This is a genomic window from Listeria sp. MAN/IMW/UF464, assembly GCF_058683955.1.
Window position 1 is genome coordinate 444,908 of record NZ_JBZWZP010000001.1, and the last position, 23,997, is coordinate 468,904.

Annotated in this window: 28 protein-coding genes and 1 tRNA gene; 15 read left to right on the top strand and 14 right to left on the bottom strand. The window is 35.1% G+C overall.

Going from position 1 to position 23,997, the window contains the following annotated elements:
* Positions 1 to 24: 24 nt before the first annotated feature.
* The 4 genes from AC4PG0_RS02215 to AC4PG0_RS02230 all read right to left on the bottom strand — a co-directional run bounded on the left by AC4PG0_RS02215 (position 25) and on the right by AC4PG0_RS02230 (position 2,751).
* Complete coding sequence (locus AC4PG0_RS02215) at positions 25 to 963, bottom strand: hypothetical protein (protein WP_003771578.1); 939 nt, start codon at positions 961 to 963, stop codon at positions 25 to 27.
* Positions 964 to 1,218: 255 nt separating this feature from the next.
* Positions 1,219 to 1,884, bottom strand: a complete 666-nt coding sequence (locus tag AC4PG0_RS02220) for a hypothetical protein (RefSeq protein ID WP_003771577.1) — start codon at positions 1,882 to 1,884, stop codon at positions 1,219 to 1,221.
* 15 nt (positions 1,885 to 1,899) lie between these two features.
* On the bottom strand, positions 1,900 to 2,433 hold the full coding sequence (locus AC4PG0_RS02225) for a matrixin family metalloprotease (RefSeq protein ID WP_045552995.1): 534 nt from the start codon (positions 2,431 to 2,433) through the stop codon (positions 1,900 to 1,902).
* Positions 2,434 to 2,535: 102 nt separating this feature from the next.
* On the bottom strand, positions 2,536 to 2,751 hold the full coding sequence (locus tag AC4PG0_RS02230; RefSeq protein ID WP_003761933.1) for a helix-turn-helix domain-containing protein: 216 nt from the start codon (positions 2,749 to 2,751) through the stop codon (positions 2,536 to 2,538).
* Between the two features lie 150 nt (positions 2,752 to 2,901).
* Here AC4PG0_RS02230 and AC4PG0_RS02235 point away from each other — a divergent pair, with 150 nt between their 5' ends.
* The 4 genes from AC4PG0_RS02235 (at position 2,902) to AC4PG0_RS02250 (ending at position 6,713) form a co-directional block, all read left to right on the top strand.
* Positions 2,902 to 3,297 (top strand): helix-turn-helix domain-containing protein, encoded by a 396-nt coding sequence (locus AC4PG0_RS02235; RefSeq protein WP_003771574.1) that lies wholly within the window; start codon positions 2,902 to 2,904, stop codon positions 3,295 to 3,297.
* A 79-nt stretch (positions 3,298 to 3,376) separates the two neighbouring features.
* A complete protein-coding gene (locus tag AC4PG0_RS02240) occupies positions 3,377 to 4,516 on the top strand; it encodes a PrsW family glutamic-type intramembrane protease (RefSeq protein ID WP_194319863.1) in 1,140 nt (379 codons plus the stop codon).
* 135 nt (positions 4,517 to 4,651) lie between these two features.
* Positions 4,652 to 5,482, top strand: coding sequence for a glutamate 5-kinase (gene proB, locus AC4PG0_RS02245; protein WP_003761926.1), 831 nt, complete (start codon positions 4,652 to 4,654; stop codon positions 5,480 to 5,482).
* Entirely contained in the window at positions 5,466 to 6,713 is a 1,248-nt protein-coding gene (locus AC4PG0_RS02250) for a glutamate-5-semialdehyde dehydrogenase (RefSeq protein ID WP_185561288.1), read from the top strand. The genes proB and AC4PG0_RS02250 overlap by 17 nt, the downstream gene beginning before the upstream one ends.
* A 19-nt stretch (positions 6,714 to 6,732) precedes the next feature.
* Here the strand turns inward: AC4PG0_RS02250 and AC4PG0_RS02255 are convergent, their stop codons facing one another.
* The gene (locus AC4PG0_RS02255) at positions 6,733 to 7,653 is read right to left on the bottom strand and encodes an alpha/beta fold hydrolase (RefSeq protein ID WP_492167485.1); all 921 of its coding nucleotides are present in this window, start codon (positions 7,651 to 7,653) and stop codon (positions 6,733 to 6,735) included.
* Positions 7,654 to 7,841: 188 nt separating this feature from the next.
* Here AC4PG0_RS02255 and AC4PG0_RS02260 point away from each other — a divergent pair, with 188 nt between their 5' ends.
* A complete protein-coding gene (locus AC4PG0_RS02260) occupies positions 7,842 to 8,306 on the top strand; it encodes a hypothetical protein (protein WP_003723558.1) in 465 nt (154 codons plus the stop codon).
* A 46-nt stretch (positions 8,307 to 8,352) separates the two neighbouring features.
* Here the strand turns inward: AC4PG0_RS02260 and AC4PG0_RS02265 are convergent, their stop codons facing one another.
* Positions 8,353 to 8,805 carry an NUDIX hydrolase gene (locus AC4PG0_RS02265; protein ID WP_207578512.1) on the bottom strand — a complete coding sequence of 151 codons (453 nt, stop codon included), beginning with the start codon at positions 8,803 to 8,805 and terminating at the stop codon, positions 8,353 to 8,355.
* A gap of 115 nt (positions 8,806 to 8,920) precedes the next feature.
* Between AC4PG0_RS02265 and treP the strand changes: the two genes are divergently transcribed.
* The gene (treP, locus tag AC4PG0_RS02270; RefSeq protein ID WP_045552992.1) at positions 8,921 to 10,405 is read left to right on the top strand and encodes a PTS system trehalose-specific EIIBC component; all 1,485 of its coding nucleotides are present in this window, start codon (positions 8,921 to 8,923) and stop codon (positions 10,403 to 10,405) included.
* An 18-nt stretch (positions 10,406 to 10,423) separates the two neighbouring features.
* On the top strand, positions 10,424 to 12,070 hold the full coding sequence (treC, locus tag AC4PG0_RS02275; protein WP_492167970.1) for an alpha,alpha-phosphotrehalase: 1,647 nt from the start codon (positions 10,424 to 10,426) through the stop codon (positions 12,068 to 12,070).
* A 29-nt stretch (positions 12,071 to 12,099) separates the two neighbouring features.
* Here the strand turns inward: treC and treR are convergent, their stop codons facing one another.
* Complete coding sequence (gene treR, locus AC4PG0_RS02280) at positions 12,100 to 12,813, bottom strand: trehalose operon repressor (RefSeq protein ID WP_003771559.1); 714 nt, start codon at positions 12,811 to 12,813, stop codon at positions 12,100 to 12,102.
* A gap of 150 nt (positions 12,814 to 12,963) precedes the next feature.
* Here treR and AC4PG0_RS02285 point away from each other — a divergent pair, with 150 nt between their 5' ends.
* The 3 genes from AC4PG0_RS02285 (at position 12,964) to AC4PG0_RS02295 (ending at position 14,536) form a co-directional block, all read left to right on the top strand.
* The gene (locus AC4PG0_RS02285) at positions 12,964 to 13,101 is read left to right on the top strand and encodes a hypothetical protein (protein ID WP_003761913.1); all 138 of its coding nucleotides are present in this window, start codon (positions 12,964 to 12,966) and stop codon (positions 13,099 to 13,101) included.
* 328 nt (positions 13,102 to 13,429) lie between these two features.
* On the top strand, positions 13,430 to 14,275 hold the full coding sequence (locus tag AC4PG0_RS02290) for a YitT family protein (RefSeq protein ID WP_003766635.1): 846 nt from the start codon (positions 13,430 to 13,432) through the stop codon (positions 14,273 to 14,275).
* A gap of 66 nt (positions 14,276 to 14,341) precedes the next feature.
* The gene (locus AC4PG0_RS02295) at positions 14,342 to 14,536 is read left to right on the top strand and encodes a hypothetical protein (protein ID WP_003761910.1); all 195 of its coding nucleotides are present in this window, start codon (positions 14,342 to 14,344) and stop codon (positions 14,534 to 14,536) included.
* 46 nt (positions 14,537 to 14,582) lie between these two features.
* Here the strand turns inward: AC4PG0_RS02295 and AC4PG0_RS02300 are convergent, their stop codons facing one another.
* Positions 14,583 to 15,242, bottom strand: coding sequence for a Crp/Fnr family transcriptional regulator (locus AC4PG0_RS02300; protein ID WP_003761907.1), 660 nt, complete (start codon positions 15,240 to 15,242; stop codon positions 14,583 to 14,585).
* 197 nt (positions 15,243 to 15,439) lie between these two features.
* Between AC4PG0_RS02300 and AC4PG0_RS02305 the strand changes: the two genes are divergently transcribed.
* Together AC4PG0_RS02305 and AC4PG0_RS02310 are read left to right on the top strand one after the other, a co-directional pair.
* Positions 15,440 to 16,645: an MFS transporter gene (locus AC4PG0_RS02305; RefSeq protein ID WP_003771551.1), complete on the top strand. Its 1,206-nt coding sequence runs from the start codon at positions 15,440 to 15,442 to the stop codon at positions 16,643 to 16,645.
* Positions 16,642 to 16,887 (top strand): hypothetical protein, encoded by a 246-nt coding sequence (locus AC4PG0_RS02310; protein ID WP_003761904.1) that lies wholly within the window; start codon positions 16,642 to 16,644, stop codon positions 16,885 to 16,887. Before AC4PG0_RS02305 ends, AC4PG0_RS02310 begins: the two co-directional genes overlap by 4 nt.
* Before the next feature lie 36 nt (positions 16,888 to 16,923).
* Here the strand turns inward: AC4PG0_RS02310 and AC4PG0_RS02315 are convergent, their stop codons facing one another.
* From AC4PG0_RS02315 to dbpA, 3 genes are all read right to left on the bottom strand, one after another.
* On the bottom strand, positions 16,924 to 17,400 hold the full coding sequence (locus tag AC4PG0_RS02315; RefSeq protein ID WP_010990837.1) for an NUDIX hydrolase: 477 nt from the start codon (positions 17,398 to 17,400) through the stop codon (positions 16,924 to 16,926).
* A gap of 166 nt (positions 17,401 to 17,566) precedes the next feature.
* Positions 17,567 to 17,830 carry a DUF3116 family protein gene (locus AC4PG0_RS02320; RefSeq protein ID WP_033533095.1) on the bottom strand — a complete coding sequence of 88 codons (264 nt, stop codon included), beginning with the start codon at positions 17,828 to 17,830 and terminating at the stop codon, positions 17,567 to 17,569.
* A 23-nt stretch (positions 17,831 to 17,853) separates the two neighbouring features.
* Positions 17,854 to 19,266, bottom strand: a complete 1,413-nt coding sequence (gene dbpA, locus AC4PG0_RS02325) for an ATP-dependent RNA helicase DbpA (RefSeq protein WP_010990836.1) — start codon at positions 19,264 to 19,266, stop codon at positions 17,854 to 17,856.
* Between the two features lie 123 nt (positions 19,267 to 19,389).
* On the opposite strand from dbpA, the gene AC4PG0_RS02330 reads away from it, so the two are divergent.
* Positions 19,390 to 19,650 carry a hypothetical protein gene (locus AC4PG0_RS02330; RefSeq protein WP_010990835.1) on the top strand — a complete coding sequence of 87 codons (261 nt, stop codon included), beginning with the start codon at positions 19,390 to 19,392 and terminating at the stop codon, positions 19,648 to 19,650.
* A 30-nt stretch (positions 19,651 to 19,680) separates the two neighbouring features.
* Here the strand turns inward: AC4PG0_RS02330 and AC4PG0_RS02335 are convergent, their stop codons facing one another.
* Positions 19,681 to 20,280 carry a histidine phosphatase family protein gene (locus AC4PG0_RS02335; protein ID WP_033533096.1) on the bottom strand — a complete coding sequence of 200 codons (600 nt, stop codon included), beginning with the start codon at positions 20,278 to 20,280 and terminating at the stop codon, positions 19,681 to 19,683.
* A gap of 163 nt (positions 20,281 to 20,443) precedes the next feature.
* On the opposite strand from AC4PG0_RS02335, the gene AC4PG0_RS02340 reads away from it, so the two are divergent.
* Both AC4PG0_RS02340 and AC4PG0_RS02345 read left to right on the top strand, forming a co-directional pair.
* Positions 20,444 to 20,851 carry a VOC family protein gene (locus AC4PG0_RS02340; RefSeq protein WP_010990829.1) on the top strand — a complete coding sequence of 136 codons (408 nt, stop codon included), beginning with the start codon at positions 20,444 to 20,446 and terminating at the stop codon, positions 20,849 to 20,851.
* A 117-nt stretch (positions 20,852 to 20,968) separates the two neighbouring features.
* Positions 20,969 to 21,562: a YdeI/OmpD-associated family protein gene (locus AC4PG0_RS02345; RefSeq protein WP_492167483.1), complete on the top strand. Its 594-nt coding sequence runs from the start codon at positions 20,969 to 20,971 to the stop codon at positions 21,560 to 21,562.
* Between the two features lie 41 nt (positions 21,563 to 21,603).
* Here AC4PG0_RS02345 and AC4PG0_RS02350 read toward each other — a convergent pair whose 3' ends face one another.
* Together AC4PG0_RS02350 and AC4PG0_RS02355 are read right to left on the bottom strand one after the other, a co-directional pair.
* The gene (locus AC4PG0_RS02350; protein ID WP_045554105.1) at positions 21,604 to 22,962 is read right to left on the bottom strand and encodes a DUF1254 domain-containing protein; all 1,359 of its coding nucleotides are present in this window, start codon (positions 22,960 to 22,962) and stop codon (positions 21,604 to 21,606) included.
* A 959-nt stretch (positions 22,963 to 23,921) separates the two neighbouring features.
* A tRNA-Arg gene (locus AC4PG0_RS02355) sits at positions 23,922 to 23,995 on the bottom strand.
* Positions 23,996 to 23,997: the final 2 nt, after the last annotated feature.

The window sequence follows — 23,997 nt, forward strand, 5'->3', positions numbered from 1 at the left end:
CTGACTTGAAAACAACAAATATCATTATATGAAATAATTTTGCTGTCTGATTTCTAACTCCTCAATAATAGAAATTGCTTCTTCTACTGCCGCTTGATTTACTGCATCTGAAATCAGACTAACATCACCGTACATCGAGTTGGCCCATTTAAAGTAGGCATTCACCCATACATCCACTTCTTTTGGCTCAAACTCAAACGGATAAAGCATAAATAAATGTTGTTGAATAATCCCAATTATTTGTTCTAATAAACTTGGATTACTATGTTCAAGTTTATCCGCAAGGCCAGCGAATAGTTCCGTTGCAAAAGCATTTTCGGCTAACATTGGTACCTCAGTCGGATTAAAAATACCATGCTTATCAATTTTCCGGACTTCTATTTCTTCATTCACTTCTTTTTCTTGCATCAGCTCAAAAATCATTGATTGCACAAACGGGGAAAAACTTTCGTCCGCTAAAAACATTTTAAAAGCCGGCAAAAAATCATCAATTTCTAGAAAACGAGCTTCTTGTAAAAACTCTAGCTGTTCAGCTGTTTGCCATGAAGCAAAATCACGGATATCTTTTCTAGGAACAAATTGTTTAGGAAATGGAATGACATTATTTGTGACTTCTTTTGTATCTTCCTGTTTTTCTTCTTCCATATAATGACGAACTAACGTGAAATAAGTATCCATATTATCTTCTTGCATGAAAGTTACAGATAACTCACCTAAAATTTCCTTGTTGTAGCCATTCATCGTTAAGAAATTTTGACCTATTTCTTGCGCTTTTTTGGTTTTATTCGTCTGATTATAAAATTGAATTAATCTATGTACAATTTCCTCGTTGCATGGTTCTTGATGATACGCATTTTCCAAATAATGTAGCGTACTCATTTTTTCTTCTTCGGTCAACGAGGCAATCCCTTTTTCCATAAATTTTTTAACGCTCATTGGAAAAAAAGCACCACTTTCACTCATCGTTTTATCTCCTTTTATTCGAAAAAGCTTTATTTATTCTAACTGGATTTACCCTTATTGTAGAAAGTCTAACCCTTTTCAACAAAAAAGTTGACTTGGATTTGATTCATTCTACTTGGATAGTTTAGTTCTGTCAAGTGAGTTTTGTGGTGTTTTATTGCGCAAAATCGTCTGGAATAAGCTTTAATTTTTATAAGCAGAAAGATAGACCTCGATTTTTATCTCGAGGTCTATCAAGTATCTAGATTACTTTATTTACTCACTATATTCTGTTAAAACTTCTTGATAGATTTCCTGATAAATTTCTTCTATATCCTCTGTTGCTTCTGTTGTTTCCCCGCCATCTAAGAATAATTCCTCTTTGCCCACTTCTTCAACCGGAAATTTACTTATTATAGCATTTGAAAGTATATAGTTGTCGCCATCCGGATTTTTCTCTAGGAAAAGTGTATATTCTTCCCCTTTTTCCATGTTTTTATAACCATCAATTGTTAAATCATATTTTTTGCCCTCTACCATAACGTTTTCTACGCTATACTCTAACACTTTAATTGTCGCATTCTCTGTTAGTTTTTCCGTTGTGTCTTTTTCGATAGAATTAATTTGTACATCGCTCATTGTATAAAAGTCGGTTGGAAATACATTTTCTTTCGTTTCTTTTGTCACTGTTGTTTTTTCGGATTTTTTAGTAGCTTTGATAATGATTGGGGCATCTTTTTCTAAAGCATCCATATTTTCCGCGAGTTCAAGATACTTACCGTGATAAGAAACAACGCCATTATTTGCTTTGACCGTTTCTGATGCGCTTTGTGTGGTTGCTTTTTCTTCTGATGGTTTTTCTTTTACACTTTGGCTGTTTGAGCAAGCAGTTAATATACTAAGACTTACTAAGCCTATGATCATCGTTATTTTTTTCTTCATCGTCAATCCTCCTTTTTACTTGTATAAGGCTTTGATGCCATTAAAATCGTCTTTTTGCGGTTTAGTTTTGTTGATAAAACCTTTATCTAGCATGATTGCATTTCTGCTTTTCACATGTCCTAAACCAAAGCCATGACCAAATTCATGCGCTACCGTTTCTATTTTATGATTATTTGAAAGTGAACGGAAGCCTTTGTATAGCGTAATTTCATTCTTCACGATTAATTTATTAGATTTGTAATAAGTTGTGTTACAAACTGCTAAGACGCTTCCTTTGTTCGTATTTGAACTACTGACAGTAAAGTTAGGTCTCACATCGTTTCCCATCGTTACCGTGTTTAAATACGGGGAAGGATTCCAAGATTTCGCCCCGTTAATAATGATATTTCTATATCCTCTCGCTGAACCATTAATATACACCTTAAAATTTTTGGCGCTAGCCTTTGTCATCACATATCCAAGTCTCGAATACGCGCTTGCATTAGTAGGTATAAATAACGAAACTAACACAATAAAAATAAGAAACATTACTAAAGTTTTTTTCCTCATGTTGTTTGCTCCTCTTTTTTAGTTTCACACAATGTGTGTATTTTATCAAAAATAAAGAAAAACACTCATTTTGTGTGCTTTTACTTTATTTTTCAACAAGCGTTATTCATAAAAACACTTTAAATCACACATTAGCACCTCACTCAAAATAACGGCATTTTTATGTGATAACCGTACGCTTCCTTTTTCGATATTACTATAACCTGATGTGTACTTATAACCCATTTTTCTTGCAATAAAAGCTTGTGTTATTCCCCGTTCTAATCGTAATTCCCGAATTTTGGCCGTGTTAATTTTTCTGCTGTCTATTGTTTTCATGTCATCTTCTCCTTATCTACACAGTTTGAGTTATTAATACAATAATACCAACTCGATAAGAGGTTGTCAATTGCAAAATAATTCACTTTGTGTTAAATTATAGCTAAATTGTGTAATTTATTGTATAATCAAACAAAAAGGAGTGAAATCATGCCAAATTTAAGTAATAGACTCACATTACTACGAGAAAAACAAGGCTGGTCAAAAGCTGAAACAGCAAGAAGATTAGGTTTGAAAGCACCTTCTACTTACGGCAACTGGGAGTATGGTATTCGCGAACCTGATTTAGATATGGTTACACAAATTGCAACACTTTACGATGTTAGTGTAGATTATTTACTAGGTCAACAAAGTATTCCTACTTATGCTCCTAGTGAACTTCAAGGTGAGAAAGATATTGCTAAAAGAATGATAAAAATTAGTGAAGATTTAAGATATGAAGATGATTTGAATTTAAACGGCAAGCCTTTGAATGATTCAGCTGCTCATTTTCTAGCTGATTCGATAGATTTCCTATATGAACAAGCGAAAAAACTTAATGATTAAATTCATCACCCGTTTAACTTTGACTTTTTTTGGGAATAATTAACAGAGTCAAACTAAAAAGTTAAAGGGGGAGTTTCATTTGTCAGAATGGTACTTCAAAAAGAACGAACAGAAAGTTGGGCCTTTTACTAATGTAGAGATGATAGCTCTATATAAAAAGAAAGAGATTAATGATTTAACATTGGTCCAAAAATCCCCTCATCCAGAGTGGGTCGCATTTAAACAAACAGAATTACATCAACATGCGTTAAATCACGGGAATTCAGAATTAAAAATTGGAAATCTTTTCTCTGCTGTGTTTAAAAAACACTCTAAAGAGGAAGGCGAAAAAGTATTTATCGCAGGGACAAAATATACGACGCCTGCAACTAGTGACATTCCCCATACTTGGCCTCATCCATGGGTGTTTTCTAGAGTATTCTTAGTTTTAATCATTACGTACTTTTTACTTCTTGCTTGTACATATTTGTTTGATAACAGCAATACCATACCTGGGCTGATGGTTATTGGCTCTTTTGCAGTTCCATTTTCGGTCTTATTATTCTTTTTCGAAACAAATGCACCGCGAAATATCAGCGTTTTTGATGTTGTGAAAATGTTTTTTATCGGTGGTGTCGCAGCACTTGTTGCAACACTTGTCATTTATTCGATTATTCCAGTTGGGAAATTAAACTACTTTAATGCTTTATTAGTTGGTTTTATAGAAGAAACCGGAAAAATGATTATCGTTGCCCTATTCATCCGCTCGCTTAATTCGAAGTATATTCTAAACGGCTTACTTATTGGTGCAGCTGTTGGGGCTGGATTCGCTGCTTTTGAATCGCTTGGATATGCATTTAACTATAGTGTCGATGCAGCATTTTTATTCAAGGATATTCATATTGCTGGTGAAACAATGATGAATGTTATCTTTAGTCGTGGTTGGCAGTCTATCGGTGGTCATGTTGTATGGGCTGCAATAACTGGTGCCGCACTTGTAATTGCTAAAGGAGATCAAAAACTAGGAATGAACCATATTTTCACAGGCTCTTTCTGGAAATGGTTTATTATTCCGATTGCTTTACATTTCGTTTGGGATTGTCCTTTCAACCCACTACCAGCTATTGCATTTAAACAAATTGTTCTAATCGTAATTGTTTGGTTCGTTATTTTACGTCTAATAAGTAAAGGATTAAAACAAGTTTCAGTCATCTCAGCTGCGAGTAAAGCTACAAAATAATAAAAAAGGATTCTAAGAAAATTTCTTAGAATCCTTTTTTTAGTGATTACTTGGCCAAACAACAATATATTATAGACATATCTCTATTTTCATGTAAAATAGAAGTATTATCTAATTAGCAGAGGGGTCATAGAAATGCGCGAATCTTTAAAAAATAGCAAGAGATTAGTTATCAAGGTTGGTACAAGTACATTAATGTATGGAAATGGCCATATTAATCTTAGAACTATCGAAAAATTAGCGATGGTTTTATCCGATTTACGTAATGAAGGAAAAGAAGTTATCTTAGTTTCTTCTGGGGCAATCGGCGTTGGCTGCCATAAATTACAACTTCCAGTGCGACCTACAAGCATTCCCGAACAACAAGCAGTTGCTTCTGTCGGTCAGAGTGAATTAATGCATATATATAGTAAGTTTTTTGGTGAATACGGACAAGTTGTTGGTCAAGTACTACTTACTCGAGATGTAACTGACTTCCCTATTAGTAGAGAAAATGTTATGAACACCCTCGAAAGTCTCTTAGAACGCGGAATTATTCCTATCGTAAATGAAAATGATACAGTTGCTGTTGAGGAACTAGAACATGTAACTAAATACGGCGATAACGACCTTCTTTCAGCTATTGTAGCTAAACTCGTGCAAGCTGATTTACTTATCATGCTATCTGATATTGATGGCTTTTATGGTAGTAATCCTTCAACTGACCCAGATGCAGTTATGTTTTCTGAAATCAATCAAATAACACCAGAAATCGAAGCACTTGCTGGTGGTAGAGGTTCTAAATTCGGAACTGGCGGTATGTTAACTAAACTTTCTGCTGCTTCTTATTGTATGAACGCTAACCAAAAAATGATTTTAACCAATGGCAAAAATCCTACAATTATTTTTGATATAATGCAAGGTGAACAAGTTGGGACTTTATTTGCAAGTAAAAAGGAGGAATTTTCCCATGACGGAACTCATTAAAAAAGGAAGTGCCGCTAAAGAAGCATCCCAATTTTTAGCGCAAGCATCAACTAAGCAAAAAAATGCAGCATTGCTAAATCTAAGCAATGATTTACTTGCTCATACAGCTTCCCTTCTACAGGAAAACAACAAAGATATTATACGTGCTCGGGAAAAAGGGACACCTGAAACAATGATTGATCGCCTCCGTTTAACAGAAGAAAGAATAAAAGAAATTTCTGATGCGGTTAAACAAGTTGTTGCTTTGAAAGATCCTATCGGTGAAGTAACAAATATGTGGAAAAATGAAGCCGAACTCACTATCGGAAAAACGAGAGTGCCACTTGGAGTTATAGGTATCATTTATGAATCAAGACCAAACGTTACAGTCGATGCTTCTGTACTTTGTTTTAAAACTGGTAATGCTGTTATTTTACGTGGTGGTAGTGATGCAATTGATTCGAATAAAGCTCTTATGTCCGTTATCCAGGATTCGCTTGAGGCATCTGGATTCCCTCGTTCTAGCGTTCAATTAATTGAAGATACATCTCGTGAAACGGCTCGTGATATGATGCGCTTAAATCGCTTTTTAGATGTTCTTATCCCGCGCGGTGGAGCTAAATTAATCCAAACAGTTCTTGAAAATGCTACTGTTCCAGTCATTGAAACCGGCACAGGAAATTGTCATATTTATGTCGATAAAGCTGCTGAAAAACAAATGGCCATCGATATTTTAGTGAACGCAAAATGTTCGCGTCCGTCTGTTTGTAATGCAGCTGAAACCTTACTTATTCACCGAGATGTGGCAGAAGCCTTTCTTCCTGAAATGGAAACCGCTTTAAAGGAATATAACGTTGAATTACGCGCGGATGAACGCGCACGAGAAATTCTAAAAGATTCTAAAGCAGCAACAGAGTCAGACTGGGAAGATGAATTTTTAGACTTTATTTTGGCCATTAAAGTTGTAGATTCAGTAGATGAAGCAATTAATCATATTAATAAATACGGGACAAAACATTCCGAAGCAATTATTTCGAATGATTATGCAACTGGACAAGCATTTCATCAAAAAGTCGATGCTGCGGCAGTATATATTAACGCTTCTACTCGCTTCACAGATGGTTTTGCAATGGGATTTGGTGCAGAAATTGGCATTAGTACTCAAAAACTTCATGCCAGAGGTCCAATGGGCTTAACGGAGCTTACTTCTACTAAATATATTATTTTTGGGGACGGTCAAATCCGCAATTAATGAAAAGGAAGCCTAATAGTTAGGCTTCCTTGTTTTTTGTATTCAACCAAGCAATAACGTCTTTAAAAACAGTTTCTTTACATAATTCATTGACAAGTTCATGGCGCGCATCTTCGTAGATTTTATAGGTAACATCTTCCACTCCAGCTGCTTCTAAAGCTAACGCAATTTTAGGCGTATCTTTTCCAAAATGGCCAACTGGATCATCACTGCCCGAGAGTAATAATATAGGCAAATCTTTCGGCACACTTTCGACAGTTTCTTTTTGCTGGCTTATTTTAACGGCTTCAAAAAGATTATGGAAAAATCCGCTCGTTCCCACTACTGGACCGCAAAACGGGTCGTTCTCATAAGCTTCATAAATCGCCACATCACGTGAAAGCCAACTGAAGCGATGATTTTCATTAAACGGCTTATTATAGCCCCAAAATGCTAATTTATTTAGAAATCCGCTTCGTTTCATTTCATCTTTTTTTACCCGTTGTTTCGTTATAATTTGCCCCATTTTCAGGAGAGGGATTGGTTGTAATCCGCTTCCGCTCAGTATTACTCCATCCACTTGATGTTTCGCCATAAAAGTTCTGATTACGAAACTTCCCATACTGTGTGCGAAAATAAAATAGGTCAGTCCGGGATAAGTTTCTTTTAAATAAGTTCGAACGACTACTTCATCTTGTATCATATTTTGAAAACCTGTTTCGCCGTCTAAATGACCCAAATAAGTTTCATCTATAGCTGATTTTCCAAACCCACGATGATCGTCTGCTACTACGATATATCCCGCTTCATTCAAATGTTCAGCAAACAAGCCATATCTAGCCCCATGCTCTGCCATGCCGTGAACAATTTGAACTACACCAACTGGATTTTCAACTTCATCCCATATATGTAAATGTAAATCTAGCCCATCTGTCGCTTTTAATTTCATTTGTTTGTACATGTGTCTCCCTCCCATTTCATCTTAATATTAGTATAACATCTGACAGTTATTTTCACTATTTCACTGCCTTTTATTAGGACTTTTGTATAACTAGTTAAAAAGTTACAGTTCCAACTATTCATTTATCTTAACTTGATTGTTCAAATAATCACAATGTGCTATAATAAACCCATAAGGAGATGACACACATGGATAACTGTTTAGCGCAATTACAAATGTATGATTATTTACTAAAAAAATACCGTAACAAAGAGGTTTTCCCCGATACGCGAATGATTGTTGAAATCGATGGAAAACTGTGGACAGGTGACTTCCTCCAACTTGACGATTGCCATATCATTGAGATTGATTGGGAAGATACTCGTTTTACAAGAATTGAACGTACAAAAGATGCTATCAATGATGAATTTAATGAAAAAGTAACGAACTCCAATGTGAATGTTAGTGAAAACCGCATTGATTCAAAAATTGGTAGTCTAAAAAATATTGAAATTTTGTATCAAGAAATTGGTAATTTTGTTCGCCAAGTCGAGAGCTCTACAACGACTTTAAAACCTTTACTATACAACGCATATTGCTTAGATACACGTGTTAAATTACCATTTTTAGACCTTAGCAAAAAAGAAATTACATTAGTATCTTTGACTAATTAAATGAACCCCCGCGAAACTTATATTTCGCGGGGTATTTTTATGCTGTTTATTGAATGTGTTTTATACGATCACTTGAAAGTTGAGCTAGTTCTGTTTGAAGGAATTTTGGCAATATTTCTATCTCGCTCACCTTGTCTATTTCAAACCATTTAAAATTTAACTCGTAATCTGTCTCCCCGTACTGCCCAAACTGTTCTATTTTTGTAAACGTCGAAAGTTCTAATAGTGAGCTGTTTGGATATAATTCCACAGCATAATAAAACTCAATACTATCAATTTCCTCGCCATGATATACAAAGCGATTTTCTGCGATAATTTTTAAATCGCGAATAATCACTTCTTCTCCAAGTTCTTCTCTCATTTCTCGCTGTAAGCCTTCGTTAGTTAACTCGTTTTCAACGGCACCACCCGGCAATGTCCAATAACTTTCATTCTTAGTTGTGTGGAGTAAAATTTTGTTTTGATGCCTGATAATCGCTGCTACTCTTATATGTTTCATAAACCTCTCTCCTTTTTTTAATTTTAGCATAAATAAAGTGGTTGCGCTTTCAAACGATTTATAGTATAGTAATGGCGAACAACTTGTATATACAAGTTAAAAAGGAGGAAATTTTATGGTTGACTATAAAAAGGATGCAAGCGCTCTCTTAGAATTAATAGGCGGCAAAGAAAATATTTCATCTGTTACACATTGTGCAACAAGAATGCGTTTTGTTTTGCTAGACCCTGATAATGCTGACGTGGAAGCTATCGAAGACATTCCAGCTGTAAAGGGAACGTTTACTCAAGCTGGGCAATTTCAAGTTATTATAGGTAATGATGTAGCTATTTTTTATAATGAATTTACAAAAATTAGTGGTGTGGAAGGTGTAAATAAAGAGGATGCCAAAGTAGATGCTAAGAAAAATATGAGCTTACTTCAACGTTTGCTTGCCGGATTAGCTGAAATTTTCACACCGTTAATTCCTGCAATCGTTGTTGGTGGTCTTATTCTCGGTTTCCGTAATGTTATCGGTGATATTAAATTTTTAGAAGACGGTACTAAGACGATTGTTGATGTGTATCCATTTTGGGCTGGTGTTTATAGTTTCTTATGGCTGATTGGTGAAGCTGTATTCCACTTCCTTCCAGTTGGAATTACATGGTCAATCGCGAAAAAAATGGGAACAACTCAAATTCTAGGAATTGTCCTTGGTTTAACGCTCGTTTCCCCGCAACTGCTAAATGCTTACAGTGTTGTTGAAACAAAAGCTGGCGACATTCCTGTCTGGGATTTTGGCTTTGCTCAAGTGCAGATGATTGGTTATCAGGCACAAGTTATTCCTGCAATAATGGCAGGTTTCTTACTAGCCTATCTCGAAATCTGGTTACGTAAATTTATTCCAAATGCAATTTCGATGATTTTTGTTCCATTCTTTGCCCTTGTTCCAACTGTTCTAGCTGCTCATGTCATTCTTGGACCTATTGGATGGAAAATTGGCGACGCGATTTCAAATGTCGTTTATGCTGGTTTGACTGGTGGACTAAGTTGGTTATTCGCTGCCCTATTTGGCTTCTTATATGCCCCGCTCGTTGTTACGGGACTGCATCATATGACTAACGCTATCGACTTACAATTAATGAGCCAATTTAAAGGAACAAATCTCTGGCCGATGATTGCTTTATCTAATATTGCTCAAGGTTCAGCTGTTCTTGCTATTATTTTCCTTCACCGCGGTAATGAAAAAGAAGAACAAGTTTCTATTCCTGCAACTATTTCTTGTTATCTTGGTGTAACTGAACCTGCGATGTTTGGTATTAACTTGAAGTACTTATATCCTTTCGTTGCTGCCATGATTGGATCAGCAATTGCAGCTGTCGTTTCCGTTTCTAGTGGTGTTATGGCTAACTCCATTGGGGTTGGGGGATTACCTGGAATCTTGTCAATTAATCCTAAATACTATGCAATCTTTGCTGTATGTATGTTGATTACAATTGTTGTTCCATTCGTTCTAACTGTATTATTCCGCAAATATAATATTTTAAACAAAGTAGATACTGCTCCAATTCGAACTTTTGGTAAAAAAGAATATCGTGGTTCTGCTAAATCAACCAATTAAAAAGTGAGGCTTCTCTTTATGACAAAGTTTGCTCAAAAAACTATTTATCAAGTGTATCCAAAATCTTTTTTTGATACGACTGGCGATGGTACTGGGGATATTCCTGGTATCACCGCTAAGCTTGATTACTTACAGGAACTCGGAATTGAGATGATTTGGATTAATCCTTTTTATCCTTCTCCGCAAAATGATAACGGGTATGATATTTCTGATTATACGGCTGTAGACCCGTTATTTGGAACTATGAATGATGTTACTACGCTTATTTCTGAAGCAAAGAAAAGAAATATCGGAATTATGATTGATTTAGTCTTAAATCATACTTCAACCGAACACCCTTGGTTTAAAAAAGCTCTCGCTGGTGACCCTTTTTATCGTGATTTTTATTATTTCCGTCCGGCAAAAGCAGATGGATCTCCGCCAACAAACTGGGAGTCTAAATTTGGCGGAAGTGCTTGGCAAAAGTTACCTAATTCATCTGAGTATTATTTGCATTTATATGACGTTACTCAAGCTGATCTTGACTGGGCTAACAAAAATGTACGTGAAGCGCTTTTTGATGTGGTGAACTTTTGGATTGATAAAGGTGTGGAAGGATTTCGTTTAGATGTGTTAAACGTTATTGCGAAACCTAAGTTTTTAGAAGATGATTTTGAAGGTAATGGTCGTCGTTTTTACACGGATGGGCCAGGCATTCACGCCTATTTAAAAGAGTTAAATGAGCGAACTTTTGGTGATAAGCCGATTGTAACTGTTGGGGAGATGTCTTCTACTGATATTGATAATTGTATCCGTTATAGCGACCCGAAAGAAAAAGAATTATCGATGGTATTTCATTTTCATCATTTAAAAGTGGATTATCCTGATGGGGAAAAATGGCGTTTAGCGGATGTGAATTTTGCTAATTTGAAATCGATTTTCCATACGTGGCAAGTCGCAATGTCTGAAGAGAATGGCTGGGATGCGCTTTTTTGGAATAATCATGATCAACCTAGAGCGCTCGGGCGTTTTGCTTCTGATCGTCCGGAACATTATTATCACTCTGCCACCCTGCTTGGTGCGACAATTCATTTTATGCGTGGAACTCCCTTTGTATATATGGGAGAAGAAATTGGCATGATGAATCCAAAATTCCCTACAATTGATGATTATGTCGATATTGAAACACTCAATCATTTTGGCATCTTACACAAAAACGGGCTAAGTGAACAAGAAGTAATGACTATTATTAAAGAACGTTCGCGTGACAATAGCCGGACACCAATGCAGTGGGATAATTCGAACAATGCTGGATTTACGACCGGCACTCCTTGGTTAAAAGTAGCAGATAACGCCAATGAAATTAATGTTCAAAAAGCGCTATCCGATAAAACAAGCATTTTCTACTTTTACCAAAAATTGATAGCTTTACGTAAAGAATATCCGGTCATTCAAACTGGTGATTATACGCCATATTTGACCGAGGAAGATTCGATTATCGCCTATAAGCGTTCAAATGAAACCGCATCGCTACTAGCAATTCATTACTTTGGAGCTACAAAGAAAAAAATACAACTTCCAAAAGAATTTTTGAACGGAAAGATATTACTATCAAATTATGACCGTAAAGAAATTAGTGCTGAGATAGAGTTATCGCCTTATGAAACATTAACTTTAATTCAATAAAAAAAGCCCGGGAATATTTCTCGGGCCTTTTAACGTCTTCTAGCAAAATCAATAAAACGAAATTTATCCAATCGGTGACGTGACTCTGTATATTGAAAAAGAGTTGTGTCTTTTAGAAATACGGTGCTTTTTACGACAACCACATGAGTATCACCGTGGAGCGCTAAGTATTTCTTATCTTCTGCGTTCAGCGGCTCAACCGTAATTTCTTTTTGAGCGTAACTGATTTCATAGCCTTTTTCATTTTCTAAGTACTGATAAAGAGAGTCTTCTAAAATCTCGGTTTCAATCGGATTGGTATTGTCTAATAAATAATCGTAGTCTAGAATGGTTGCTTCTCCTTCTAAATAACGAACTCTCAAGATAGCTAAACAAGATGATCCACGCGGAAGACCAGCGAAATCAGCAATACGATTTGGCAAGGTTGCTCGCTCGTTTCGAATTACTTTGGTGGTCGCATTCATATGTTCGGATTTTTGTAATTCTTTAAAACTAGTTAATCCCGAAACTGGAAATGAATATCGTTCCCTATCAATTACAATCGATCCTTTACCTTGGAGCTTTTGAATACAGCCGTTTTCAAGTAGTAAAACAAGTGCTTTTCTGATTGTTTCACGGGATACTGAAAAACGCTTGGCCAGGACATTTTCACTCGGAAGTAGTGTGCCTGCTGGATAAACGCCGGATGTAATATCTTGCTCTAATTCTAAATAAATGTCAAAAAACTTATTTTTTTTATTCAAATTAACTCACCCACCGCTATTGTAGCATATTTGCAGATAAATGTAACCGAAATTTGCTAGTCCGCTTTATTACCAAAATCACGTGAAATTTGTTACACTAATAGTAGTAAGATTTGTTCTTTTGTTTTGATTTAAGAGGAGGTATTTTCTATGACTAAAGTTATTTTAACTATTATCGCAATTATCGTTCCAGCATTTCTTGGATTTTTATTTGCTTATCAGATTTATAAGAAAAAAACTGCCACTTATATGCCACTAAAAAATGAATTTGTACACTGGGCAAAGTAAGCATCTAATAGGGAGGGAATCAAGGTGAAAAAAACAGAAAGTGAAAAACCGCTTGTCATCAAAATTGTTATTAGTGTTCTTGTTGGTTTATTTTTACTTAATTTAATGCCATTCTTAGCGATCTTCGGTTAATTTTTTTACTTAATAGTGCTTGAAGCAGCTTATTTTTTATAGTATATTGTAAATTGTGTTGAAATGAATAGCAATTTTTTATGGTGAGACAATTAATGACAGAGATGTCAGTTAATGCTTTTTTTATAAAAAGACTCCAGAGTGCCGATTTCGCGGTGTTCTTGGGTCTTTTTTTGTGTGGAAAGGAGAAATGGATATGAAAAATAAAACTGGTTGGAACATCGCAAAAATTATTGTTGGAGCGCTTATATTCTCGCTTGCGGTCAATGTTTTTGCAATCCCTAATAATCTTGGGGAAGGCGGCGTTACGGGGTTAACGATGATGCTTTACTACTTGCTTGGTTGGACTCCAGCGATTACGACGTTTATTTTTAATGGTATTTTACTTGTTATTGGTTATAAGTTTTTGGATCGCATGACGATTGTTTGGACGATTGTCGCGATTAGTTTCACTTCGCTATTCTTACATTTTTCTGAACCGCTTGCTTTTGTTGCAAGCCAATCTATCGTGGCAGCGATTTTTGCTGGATTAATGATGGGAATTGGTATGGGGCTTATTATGAACGGCGGCGGAACTACTGCTGGAAGTGCTATTTTAGCAAAAATAGCAAATAAATATTTAGGTTGGAATACTAGTTATGCGCTATTATTCTTTGATTTAATTGTCGTTATCCCTTCTGTTTTTGTTATTGGTTTTGAAAATATGCTATTTACGGTTGTTTCACTTTATATTTCTACAAAAGTGCTTGATTTCATCCTAGAAGGTTATAATCCTAAAAAATCTGTTACGATTATTTCTGACTACTATGAAGAAATTGCTACCGAAATCGATGCGAATTTGGAACGAGGTATTACGCTGTTTAACGGTCAAGGATTCTATATGCGTCAAGATAAAAAAATCCTTTATATCGTGATTAGTCGTGATCAACTTCTCCCACTAACAAAAATCGTGAATAAATATGACGAAAAAGCATTCTTTATTATTAATGACGTGCAAAGTGTTGTTGGAGAAGGATTCACAAAACAAATTACAAGCGAATGATGTTGTTTTATGAAACTTATGTTACAATGATGTGGAAATTATTTTTAATGTAAGTGAGGCGTCCTTATGAAAATATCTAAACCGGCATATATGGTTTTACTTGTTGTTGGCTTGGTTTTTGTTTTTTTGGGACTATCTAATATCGGAATTTCTATTTTTTGGGACTTTAGCGACTTAGAAAATATGCTGGTTGGCTCTTTGCTAATCATCATTGGGCTTATTACACTTAGAGTTCGATATACATTTAAAAAAAGAGGATAGAAAAGCACTGCAAATTATGATTGCAGTGCTTTTCTACTGTTATCCTTTAAAAAATTACGTTTTCTTGAATAACATCTAATTTTTTTATGATAATATAGCGATTTTTCATGGTGATGACGCCCTCTTTTTTTAATTGTTGAAAAATCCGATTGACACTGCTCGCTGAATTTATTCCGCAAAAGTGACCAATTTCTTCATTACTCACTAAAAAATCGATTAAAAATTGATCTTTTTCGATTTCCACGCCGAAAAGTGTATAAAGCTCGTATAACTGTGTGCAAATTGCGCCAAGTTTCCCGTTCATCAGCATTTGCTGCATTTTTTTGATGGATTGTAAAAGTCTTGTGCGATAATAATCTTTGACATAAATTTGCAGATCAACGTCACGGTTTACATCTTTCCAAAAACGTACTCGGTCTACTTGATATAGTTCTGCTGTGTCTGACTCCACACGAATATTGAACGGCGCATTGGCAAATTGAGAATACTCATCTTTTAAAAGTGAGATAATATCCATTTTATTAATGTAGTTTAAATTAAATTCCCTGCCATCCCTTGAGATAATACTCGTTTTAATAATCCCTTTTTTAAGTATGTACACATAAGAATCTTCAAGCCCTTCGTAAGTTAAATATTTACGTTTTCCCCTTGTAATAACTGGAAAATCATTTGTGCTTACATAATTATTAAGAATATTTTGTTTCATGTTCTTAACCTCCTTTTTGTCATTCCAGTTAAAGCATATTAATCATACAAAATACTATTCCCTATTTTTTCAACATATGTTATACAAATTTGTATATATCAGAAATAATTACCAAATTAAAAAGTCTACTCTTAAAATTTCGCCTATAATACTCTTTGTCGCTGAGATAAATCACACGTAGGAAGGGATTTTAATTTATGAAAGAAAAATTATTTAATAAGGGTTTTGTTTTAATAACATTGATTAACTTTGTCGTTTATCTTGTCTATTATTTGCTGATGGTGATTATTGCTGTCATTGCCCAAGAAGAGCTGGGTGCATCACTCGGCGAAGCGGGTTTTGCTTCTGGTATTTATATTATTGGTACGCTCCTTGCTAGACTTTATATGGGGAAAAAGCTTGAGTTATTTGGTCGCAAGCAAGTTTTAAGATTTGGTATTTTATTTTTCTTAGTAACGACGATGGCTTACTTATACATGCCGACGATTGCAATTATGTTTATTATTCGCTTTTTAAATGGGTTTGCATACGGAACAACTTCTACTGCAACAAACGCCATTGTCACTGCTTATATTCCTAATTCTAGAAACGGAGAAGGCATTAATTATTATGGTCTTAGTACGAGTCTTGCTGCTGCCATTGGACCATTTATTGGAATGATTTTGTTAAGCAAAACAAGCTTTTATACGATTATTATTTTTTCCACGGTCATTGTCTTATTAACTGCACTGCTTTGTTTCTATCTACCAGTAAAAAATATTGTTTTAACAAAAGAACATCGGACAGCATTACAAACTTGGACTGTCAAAAGTTTTATTGAAACGAAAGTTATTCCGATTACTTTTATTGCCTTTTTGATGGGGATTTCTTATTCAAGCGTACTTACCTTCCTTGCTTCGTATGCGCGAGAAATTAATTTAGTTAGCGCTGGTACTTTTTTCTTTGTTGTCTATGCGTTAGTTATTACTTTTACCAGACCTATGTCAGGGAAACTATTTGATGCAAAAGGTGAAAAATATGTCATGTATCCTAGTTATCTCTTTTTAGCAGTTGGTCTAGTTGTGCTTAGTACTGCAACATCAAGTATTGTTTTACTTATTTCAGGTGGATTAATTGGTTTAGGTTATGGAACTTTTATGTCGAATGGACAAGCTGTTTGTTTGAAAGTTTGTGAACCCCACCGTATTGGCATTGGTTTATCTACTTACTTTATTGGGCTTGATTTAGGCCTTGGTATCGGACCTTATATTATGGGTGAAATTCATCATGTTCTTTCATTCCAAGGGATTTACATTATCGCTGGTGCTATCGCATTTGTTTGCGTATTTATTTACATGTTTTTATCCAGAAAAAAAGTGTCCAGTGGCGCACATGAACAACTAAAAGGGAGCGAAGAATTATGAATAAATTATTACTCATTACCGCAGCAGGTTATATCGTAGGAGTCCGAGCGATTGAAAGTGAAAAAAATCATTCTATTTTGCTTAGCGATGTCTATATTAATAACCCATCGCAGCGATTAATTGATCATTTTGAAAGTCTAGAAATTGCGAAAGAACAAATTATCGGCCATAAAAAATTATCTACCGATGATGCTCAAAATTTAATTAGTAGATGGGAAGCTAATTATTTTACTACATCTTGATAAATGGAAGCATTGCGAATCAGCGCAATGCTTTTTTTATAAGACTTGATGGCTAATATGTAATAATGTATTTTCACGGTATTTTGTTGTAACTTCTATTCTCTTCAAATCATCCGGAACATGTTTGATCAGATAAGGTAGATTGTTCACTACACCAGTATTCTCTTGATTAAGTATCCATGATATTTTTTTAAAGTCGAGAATTCCTTCATCGGTTGCCAGCGGGGTTTGGTATATAAAGTCATCTTTCAGTTTAGCAACAAACAAATGCATGCCGCCAAGGTTCTCCCCTTCTACAAACCATTTCATTTCACCAATATCACGTATTTCGTAGTCGGCTGCATTAATTCCAGTCTCTTCTTTAATTTCACGTTTGATAGATTCAATGAGTGATTCTCCGGGCTCGATTTTTCCACCAACGCCGTTCCAACTTCCCATCCAAGGGGATTTTTGTCTGTTTAATAATAAAATTTCATCAGCTCTTTGGATAAAGCAGAGCGTGTATTTATACATAGTTTAACCTTCTTTTTTCGTTTTTATTAGTATAGCATATTTAACGGCATAAAAAATAACAGCATCCGTGTTTAGGTTGGGAAACGGATGCTGTCAGGTGAGATATTTCATTGAAAAAAAGGTTACTCTTAATATACCGAATAAATATGAAAAAAGTATGAACAAACTAAGAAAGTTCATTTTTAATTTTTTGAAGTAAATGATTACCTTGCTGCGTCATACTATAATATTTTTTATTATTATTATTTTCGTCACGTATGATAAAGCCATGAAATTCAAGCCAGTAAGTGCAGTATAACAACTCATTTCTCGTAGAATTGCCAACAATATCACTTTGCAGAAAATTGATGGTTAATGATTTTATATTGTATACAGGATTTTTGACAACTTCTAACACCATTATAATAAGTCGATTATCTGGCCTTTCCATTGCGTGACCTTCTTTGCTTTAAATTATCGTTTTCTTGCTTCGTTGACTTTGAGACGTCTGCCTTTCACTTTTCGTGAGCGCATCATTTCAAGGACAGCTGGGCCTTTTCCGTTTAAAATTTCGACAAAGGATACATGGTCTTCAATCGTAATAATACCAATATCTTCCGCTGTAATCCCTTCTAATTTAGAAATGGTTCCAACAAAATCTACCGCACGGATTTTTTTCTTTTTACCACCGTTAAAATAAAGTTTCATAATATTTTTATTTAGTTTTTCACCGCGAGCTTTCTTTATGGTTGGGCGTTTTTGTTGTTTTTTACGGAAAGCTTCTTCATTTGCTTTTACTTCGATGATAGTTGGTTTCCGCTTTTTCTCAATCGTAATATTTAGCATTTCTTCTATATCACGAAGAAGCGGATTTTCATTCGTTTTAACAAAACTGATAGCTTTTCCACTTTTTCCAGCACGGCCAGTACGTCCGATTCGGTGCACGTAGTTCTCTTTTTCAATTGGTAAATCGTAATTAATTACAAGCGAAACATTATCAACATCAATTCCTCGACCGGCTACATCTGTCGCAATTAAGAAACGTGATTTTCCGCTTTTGAAATCATCCATAGCGCGGAAACGATCTTCTTGTCTTAAACCGCCATGAATTTTACTAGCTTTTACATCGAGTAAATCGGTGAGTTCATCGACTTGATTTTTCGTATTGCAAAAAATAATTGCACTGTCAGGATTTTCAGTAATTAAAACATCTTTTAACGTTTTTTCTTTATTATCCGTTTGCATTTCCACATGAAAAATTGGATTTGTTTTTTCGGAAGCCATTTCAATTACCATCGGATTATCTTGATAGCGTTTAATTAAATCTTGCATTTCTTCAGGTAATGTCGCTGAGAAAAATAAGTTTTGACGCTGTTTTGGTAAACGGCTAAGAATATCTTCTACTTGGTCAATAAAGCCCATGCTTAACATTTCGTCTACTTCATCTAAAACTAAATGGGCTACTTTATCGACATTAAGTGATCCTTTTTCGATATGGTCCAGTAATCGACCCGGAGTTCCAACAACAATATGATTTTTTTGACTTAATTCTAATTTTTGTTTAGCAAAAGGTGATTGTCCATATATTGCTGCTGCTTTAATTCGTTTAAATCGCCCAATATTTGTACATTCAGTCTTCACCTGCATTGCAAGCTCTCTCGTTGGTACGATAATTAGCGCTTGTGGTTTGTTTTCTTCCCAAACAACCTGTTCTGCAATTGGAATCGCAAATGCTGCTGTTTTCCCGCTACCAGTTTGTGATTTAGCAACAATGTCTTCACCTGTTAAGGCAACTGGAATTACTGCTTTTTGAACAGGGGTAGCTTCTTTATATCCTAGTTCATTAATGGCTCTTTTAATTTCTTCACTTAATTTTAAATTATTCATGTCAGTCCTCATTTCCTCATATCATCATACCATATTTTTTCACAAATGACGGAACGAATTGTTTGTACTTCGCTCCTACTTCCTTTAAAATGGACTCTAAGCTTCCAAAATAAGGAGGAAACAATGAATTTAGATGATTTGAAGAATAAAGTTACCGAGTCCCTGCCCCTGGAAAATCTAGGAACACTGACAGAAGAGGCAACAACCAAAGCATCTGAGCTTGGCGAACAAGCAAGTAATGTCACTGAGAATCTGCAAAATGAAGCAACCAATTTAACAGAAAACTTACAGGATAAAGCGAGCGGCCTTACAGAAAACTTGCAAGATACAGCGAATGAGTTAACTGGTGGGTTTTTGGATAAAATAAAGAATTTGTTTCAATAAGAAAAAAGCACTCATTTACGAGTGCTTTTTTCATTTGGCGCTTTCTATATGTGTCTCTTTATCAAAATCATGATTAATAAAATTGACTAATGTGAATTGACCGTTTTCATATTCAAATTTTAAAATACAGCAGTTTTTTAATCCTGTTACTTTGCCAATTTTGCTCGTTTTTTCCCAGTAACGGGCAAACTGAGCGCAAGCGGCTCCGTGTGATACAGCGAGAACAGTATCATGGTCATCTTGGCTCATAATACTTTCCATTGTTTTCACTAAACGATCTCTAAAATCAGCTTCACGCTCGCCTCCAAAGGTCTCAAAGAAGTCACCATATGGCAGCGGCGGGTTTAAGTCTTCGCTCTCCCCTTCAAAAGTACCGAAATTCCATTCTTTTAATCCTTTTAGACGAGTGTATTCTTTTGTCGTAACAAGCTCTAAAGTGTCGCATGCACGCTCTGAAGTAGAACTATATGCTTTGTCGAATGTAATATTGTTTTCTTTAAAGTAACTTCCCGCTATTTTTGCCTGTTTAATGCCTAGTTCTGTAAGTGGTGCATCGCAAAATCCTTGAATTTTTTTGCGTTGGTTAAATAAAGTTTGACCGTGGCGCATTAAATACATTGTTTTTTTCATATAAATTCCCCGTATCTATATCTTATTTCAAGTCTATCACCTTGGAGTAGCTCTAAGTCAAGTAATAATTAGCTTAATTTTTCCTCTTTTTCATCGTATCTGCTATAATAAATACACCAAAATGAATAGAACTATAGCGAATAAAAATCGAGGAGGAATTCAAATGACGTTAAATGTTTACTTGAATTTTAGAACACAATCCAGAGATGCTATCGCGTTTTATGAAGAAATTTTTGGAACAAAGTGTACAGATTTGATGACATATGGGGAAATCGAGTCCGCTGAAGAACCTATAGAAGATTCGCTAAAAGATTTAGTAATGAATGCTAGTTTAGTACTCGATGGAGTAAAAGTCATGTTTTCCGATGTGCCGAAGTCTATGCCACTTACATTTGGAGACAATATCACACTCGTTATCGATACAACGGACGAAATAAAACTGACAAAACAATTCCATCAACTTGCGGAAGGCGGCAATATTATTATGCCACTCGGAAAAACATTTTGGTCAGAAAAATATGGTCAAGTTACTGATAAGTTTGGTATTGGTTGGCAGCTTAATTTATCCTAAAAGCAAAAGAACCTGGGATAAGTTTCAGGTTCTTTCTTTAAGTCATTTTGTCCTAAAAAAGCATATTTGTAAGAGGTAAAACAACACATATTTAAGATTAGAAAAGAGGTATTCTTTATGGCAAAGACAGAATTAAATCCCAAAGTAGATTCGTTCCTTAATAAACCTTCTACCTGGCAAGCTGAATTCAAAGCATTAAGAGAAATAGCTATCACATTTGAACTAGAAGAAGAATTTAAATGGGGGAAACCTTGTTACGCTCTTAATGGCAGCAACGTTTTCTTAATTCATGGTTTTAAAAACTACTGTGCATTACTCTTTATGAAAGGCGCACTACTCCGTGATCCGGACAATATTTTAGTGCAGCAAACAGAAAATGTGCAAGCTGCTAGGCAAATTCGCTTCACTAATTTACAAGAAATTCTTGATCAAAAAGAGATTTTAAAAAAATATATTCAAAATGCAATCGAAGTTGAAAAAGCTGGTTTAGAAGTAGCGCTTAAACCAAGAGCGGAAACGCCTATTCCAGAAGAGTTACTTGTGAAATTTGAGGAATTACCTGCTTTAAAAACAGCTTTTGAAGCGTTAACTCCTGGTCGCCAAAAAGCGTACTTGCTTTATTTTGCGGCTCCAAAGCAATCAAAAACGCGTGTTTCGCGCATTGAGAAATATGAAGCAACGATTTTAGATGGATTAGGACTTAATGATTAATAAAAAGAGGCGCAACTATTAAAAGTTACGCCTCTTTTTGTTTATTTAACTTCTTCAAAATCATAAAGCTGCCAGCTATTGTCAAAGGCTGGTTCGGTTGGTCCGTAAATACGGAAGTACGTGAACCAATTGGCATCAGGAACAGTTTGAATCCAAGGTAGCGACTCATCTTCTGGTGGATTTGGTCCAAAGTAAAGCGTTGTATTGCCGTCAGCATCTACTTCAAAGGTATCTTTAATTGAATTAAGCGCTGGCATAAACTGCTCAGTAACAATTTCTGAACGAGTATCCATATCATAAACAGTTACAGACCAGAAAATACTCGTTGGCACTGGTGTTGGTACTTTTAATGTATAATTTTTACCTCCATCCAGATAATTTCCTACTTTATCTTTCACCCCTAGCATATAAACGGAACCAAATCCGACTTTATGCATAAACATCATGTGTGTTTCGAGTGTCGCTTGATAGAACCAGCGCTCTCTTACAGGAAGGTTTAAATACGTTTTTTCATAGAAGTCATTATTCTCACCGTATACAGCCCATTCCCAGTTTTTCCCTGGCCAAACAATGGCTGCAGGATCATCTGTATTAAAGGAATTCACAAACATCATCTTATCTGCTTTTTCGGCAGCTTCAATTAACAATGCTTTTGTGTCTGAATCAGGATTAAATTCTTTATTTGGAGCCAAACCAATTGCTTTTAGTAAGCCATACATTTGGTAATATTCTGGATCTGTTTCATCATTATCCAGCGCCCATTTGATTACTTCCCAATAATCGAATTTTCCTTCCACATAATAAGGTGTTGAAATGGCTTTACGATGAGAAAAATCATGGAAAGTACTGGTTGGATTATTTTTTGCTTCTTTTAACGGATAAAATTTCACTGTTTTTAGTAACTCAAATGCTTTTTCATAATCACTTGCTTGGTGGACCATCGCCCGTAAACAAATTAAAAACCTAAAACTAGATGGTTTGCGAACTATGTATCCTTCTGGAATATCCCCGTCATAATTAGGAGGAAGATATAAATACTTGGCACCTTTACCTTCTTCATCCCCTGTTAATCCCATATTCGTAATAAATTTAAAATTAATATCATCCGCCACACCAACAATGGCACCCGGCGGTAATTCGATGACAACAGGACCATTCTCTGTGTTCCCTGTTCCAAGACAATACGGGGTATCTGAATTTTGTGTCAGTACATTTAAGTCAGGAGTCGTAAGTTGAATAATAAAATCGTGATTCTCGGTAATTCCTAAATCGTGTAATGCTTTAAAATTTGATACATTCGAAACGGTTGGATAGAAAAATCGGTATGCCTCCACAGCTCGATTTAAAAATCCTTCTTTTCTTATTGATTCTACTTTACTCTCAGGTAGCATTTTTTTCATGTAAAAATCCTCCTTCAATTAGCTTTTTTTAGAACACTTGTACAATACCCCTGTTTTTGGAAATTCAAGCGTAATATAAAAAAACTGCTAACCGTAAGAAGATTTTTGTAAGGAAGCGTATTATTCTAACTTAGTAGTGATTATATGAAATGACTCGCTGCTTTCACTATTTGATAGGTAAAATTATTTTAACAAACAAAAACTCTCCTTATTTTACTGTTTAACATTTTAAGAGCATCTGCCAATAGGATCGAATGCTCTAAAATATAACCGTTTTCTCCTCCGTTATGTCCGTTTTTTTGTCATGTTCGTAAATATTATAGCGACTATCACTAAACAAAAAACACTAGCCATCCATCCTACACTGGAAATGATGTTGAGAGCAAATAATGTACTTGCTATTATTACTAAGAGAATAAAAATAGCGTAAAAAAATCCTTTTTTCATGTTTTTCTCCCTCCTCCTAGTCTAGTTTCATCGTAATACAATAAGTTAATGTATAACCAAAAATATAATGAAATGTCCGTTTCTAGTCATGAACAACAAAAAAAGAGCTTACTTAAACTTTTTCTTAAACGACAGGTACAATATTGTGTATTAAATCACAAGATAACACGTAATATAGTTCATTATACACGATTTATGCTTTACTCTTATCGAATATCTCGAAAAATACATATTCATTTAAAATATATGTTGTTTTTTTAAATGAAATCCCCTTTTTTATTTAACTAATTAACTTATAAAATCAAACAAGAATTTCATATGATTTTTATCAGTCTTCACCTATATTATTTACTAAAAGACATATTAGAGTAGCATTTATTATTTCTAAGAGGCATTCAATGTTGTCTTCCCCTCTTAATAGATACAACTGCTTGAACACCATTATTTGAACTTCCGCAAATCAAAAAGCACCATAAACATTGTATTACCAACGTTTATGGTGCTTTATTTAACATCCTGAGAGGGATTCGAACCCCCGACCGACGGCTTAGAAGGCCGTTGCTCTATCCAGCTGAGCTATCAGGACAA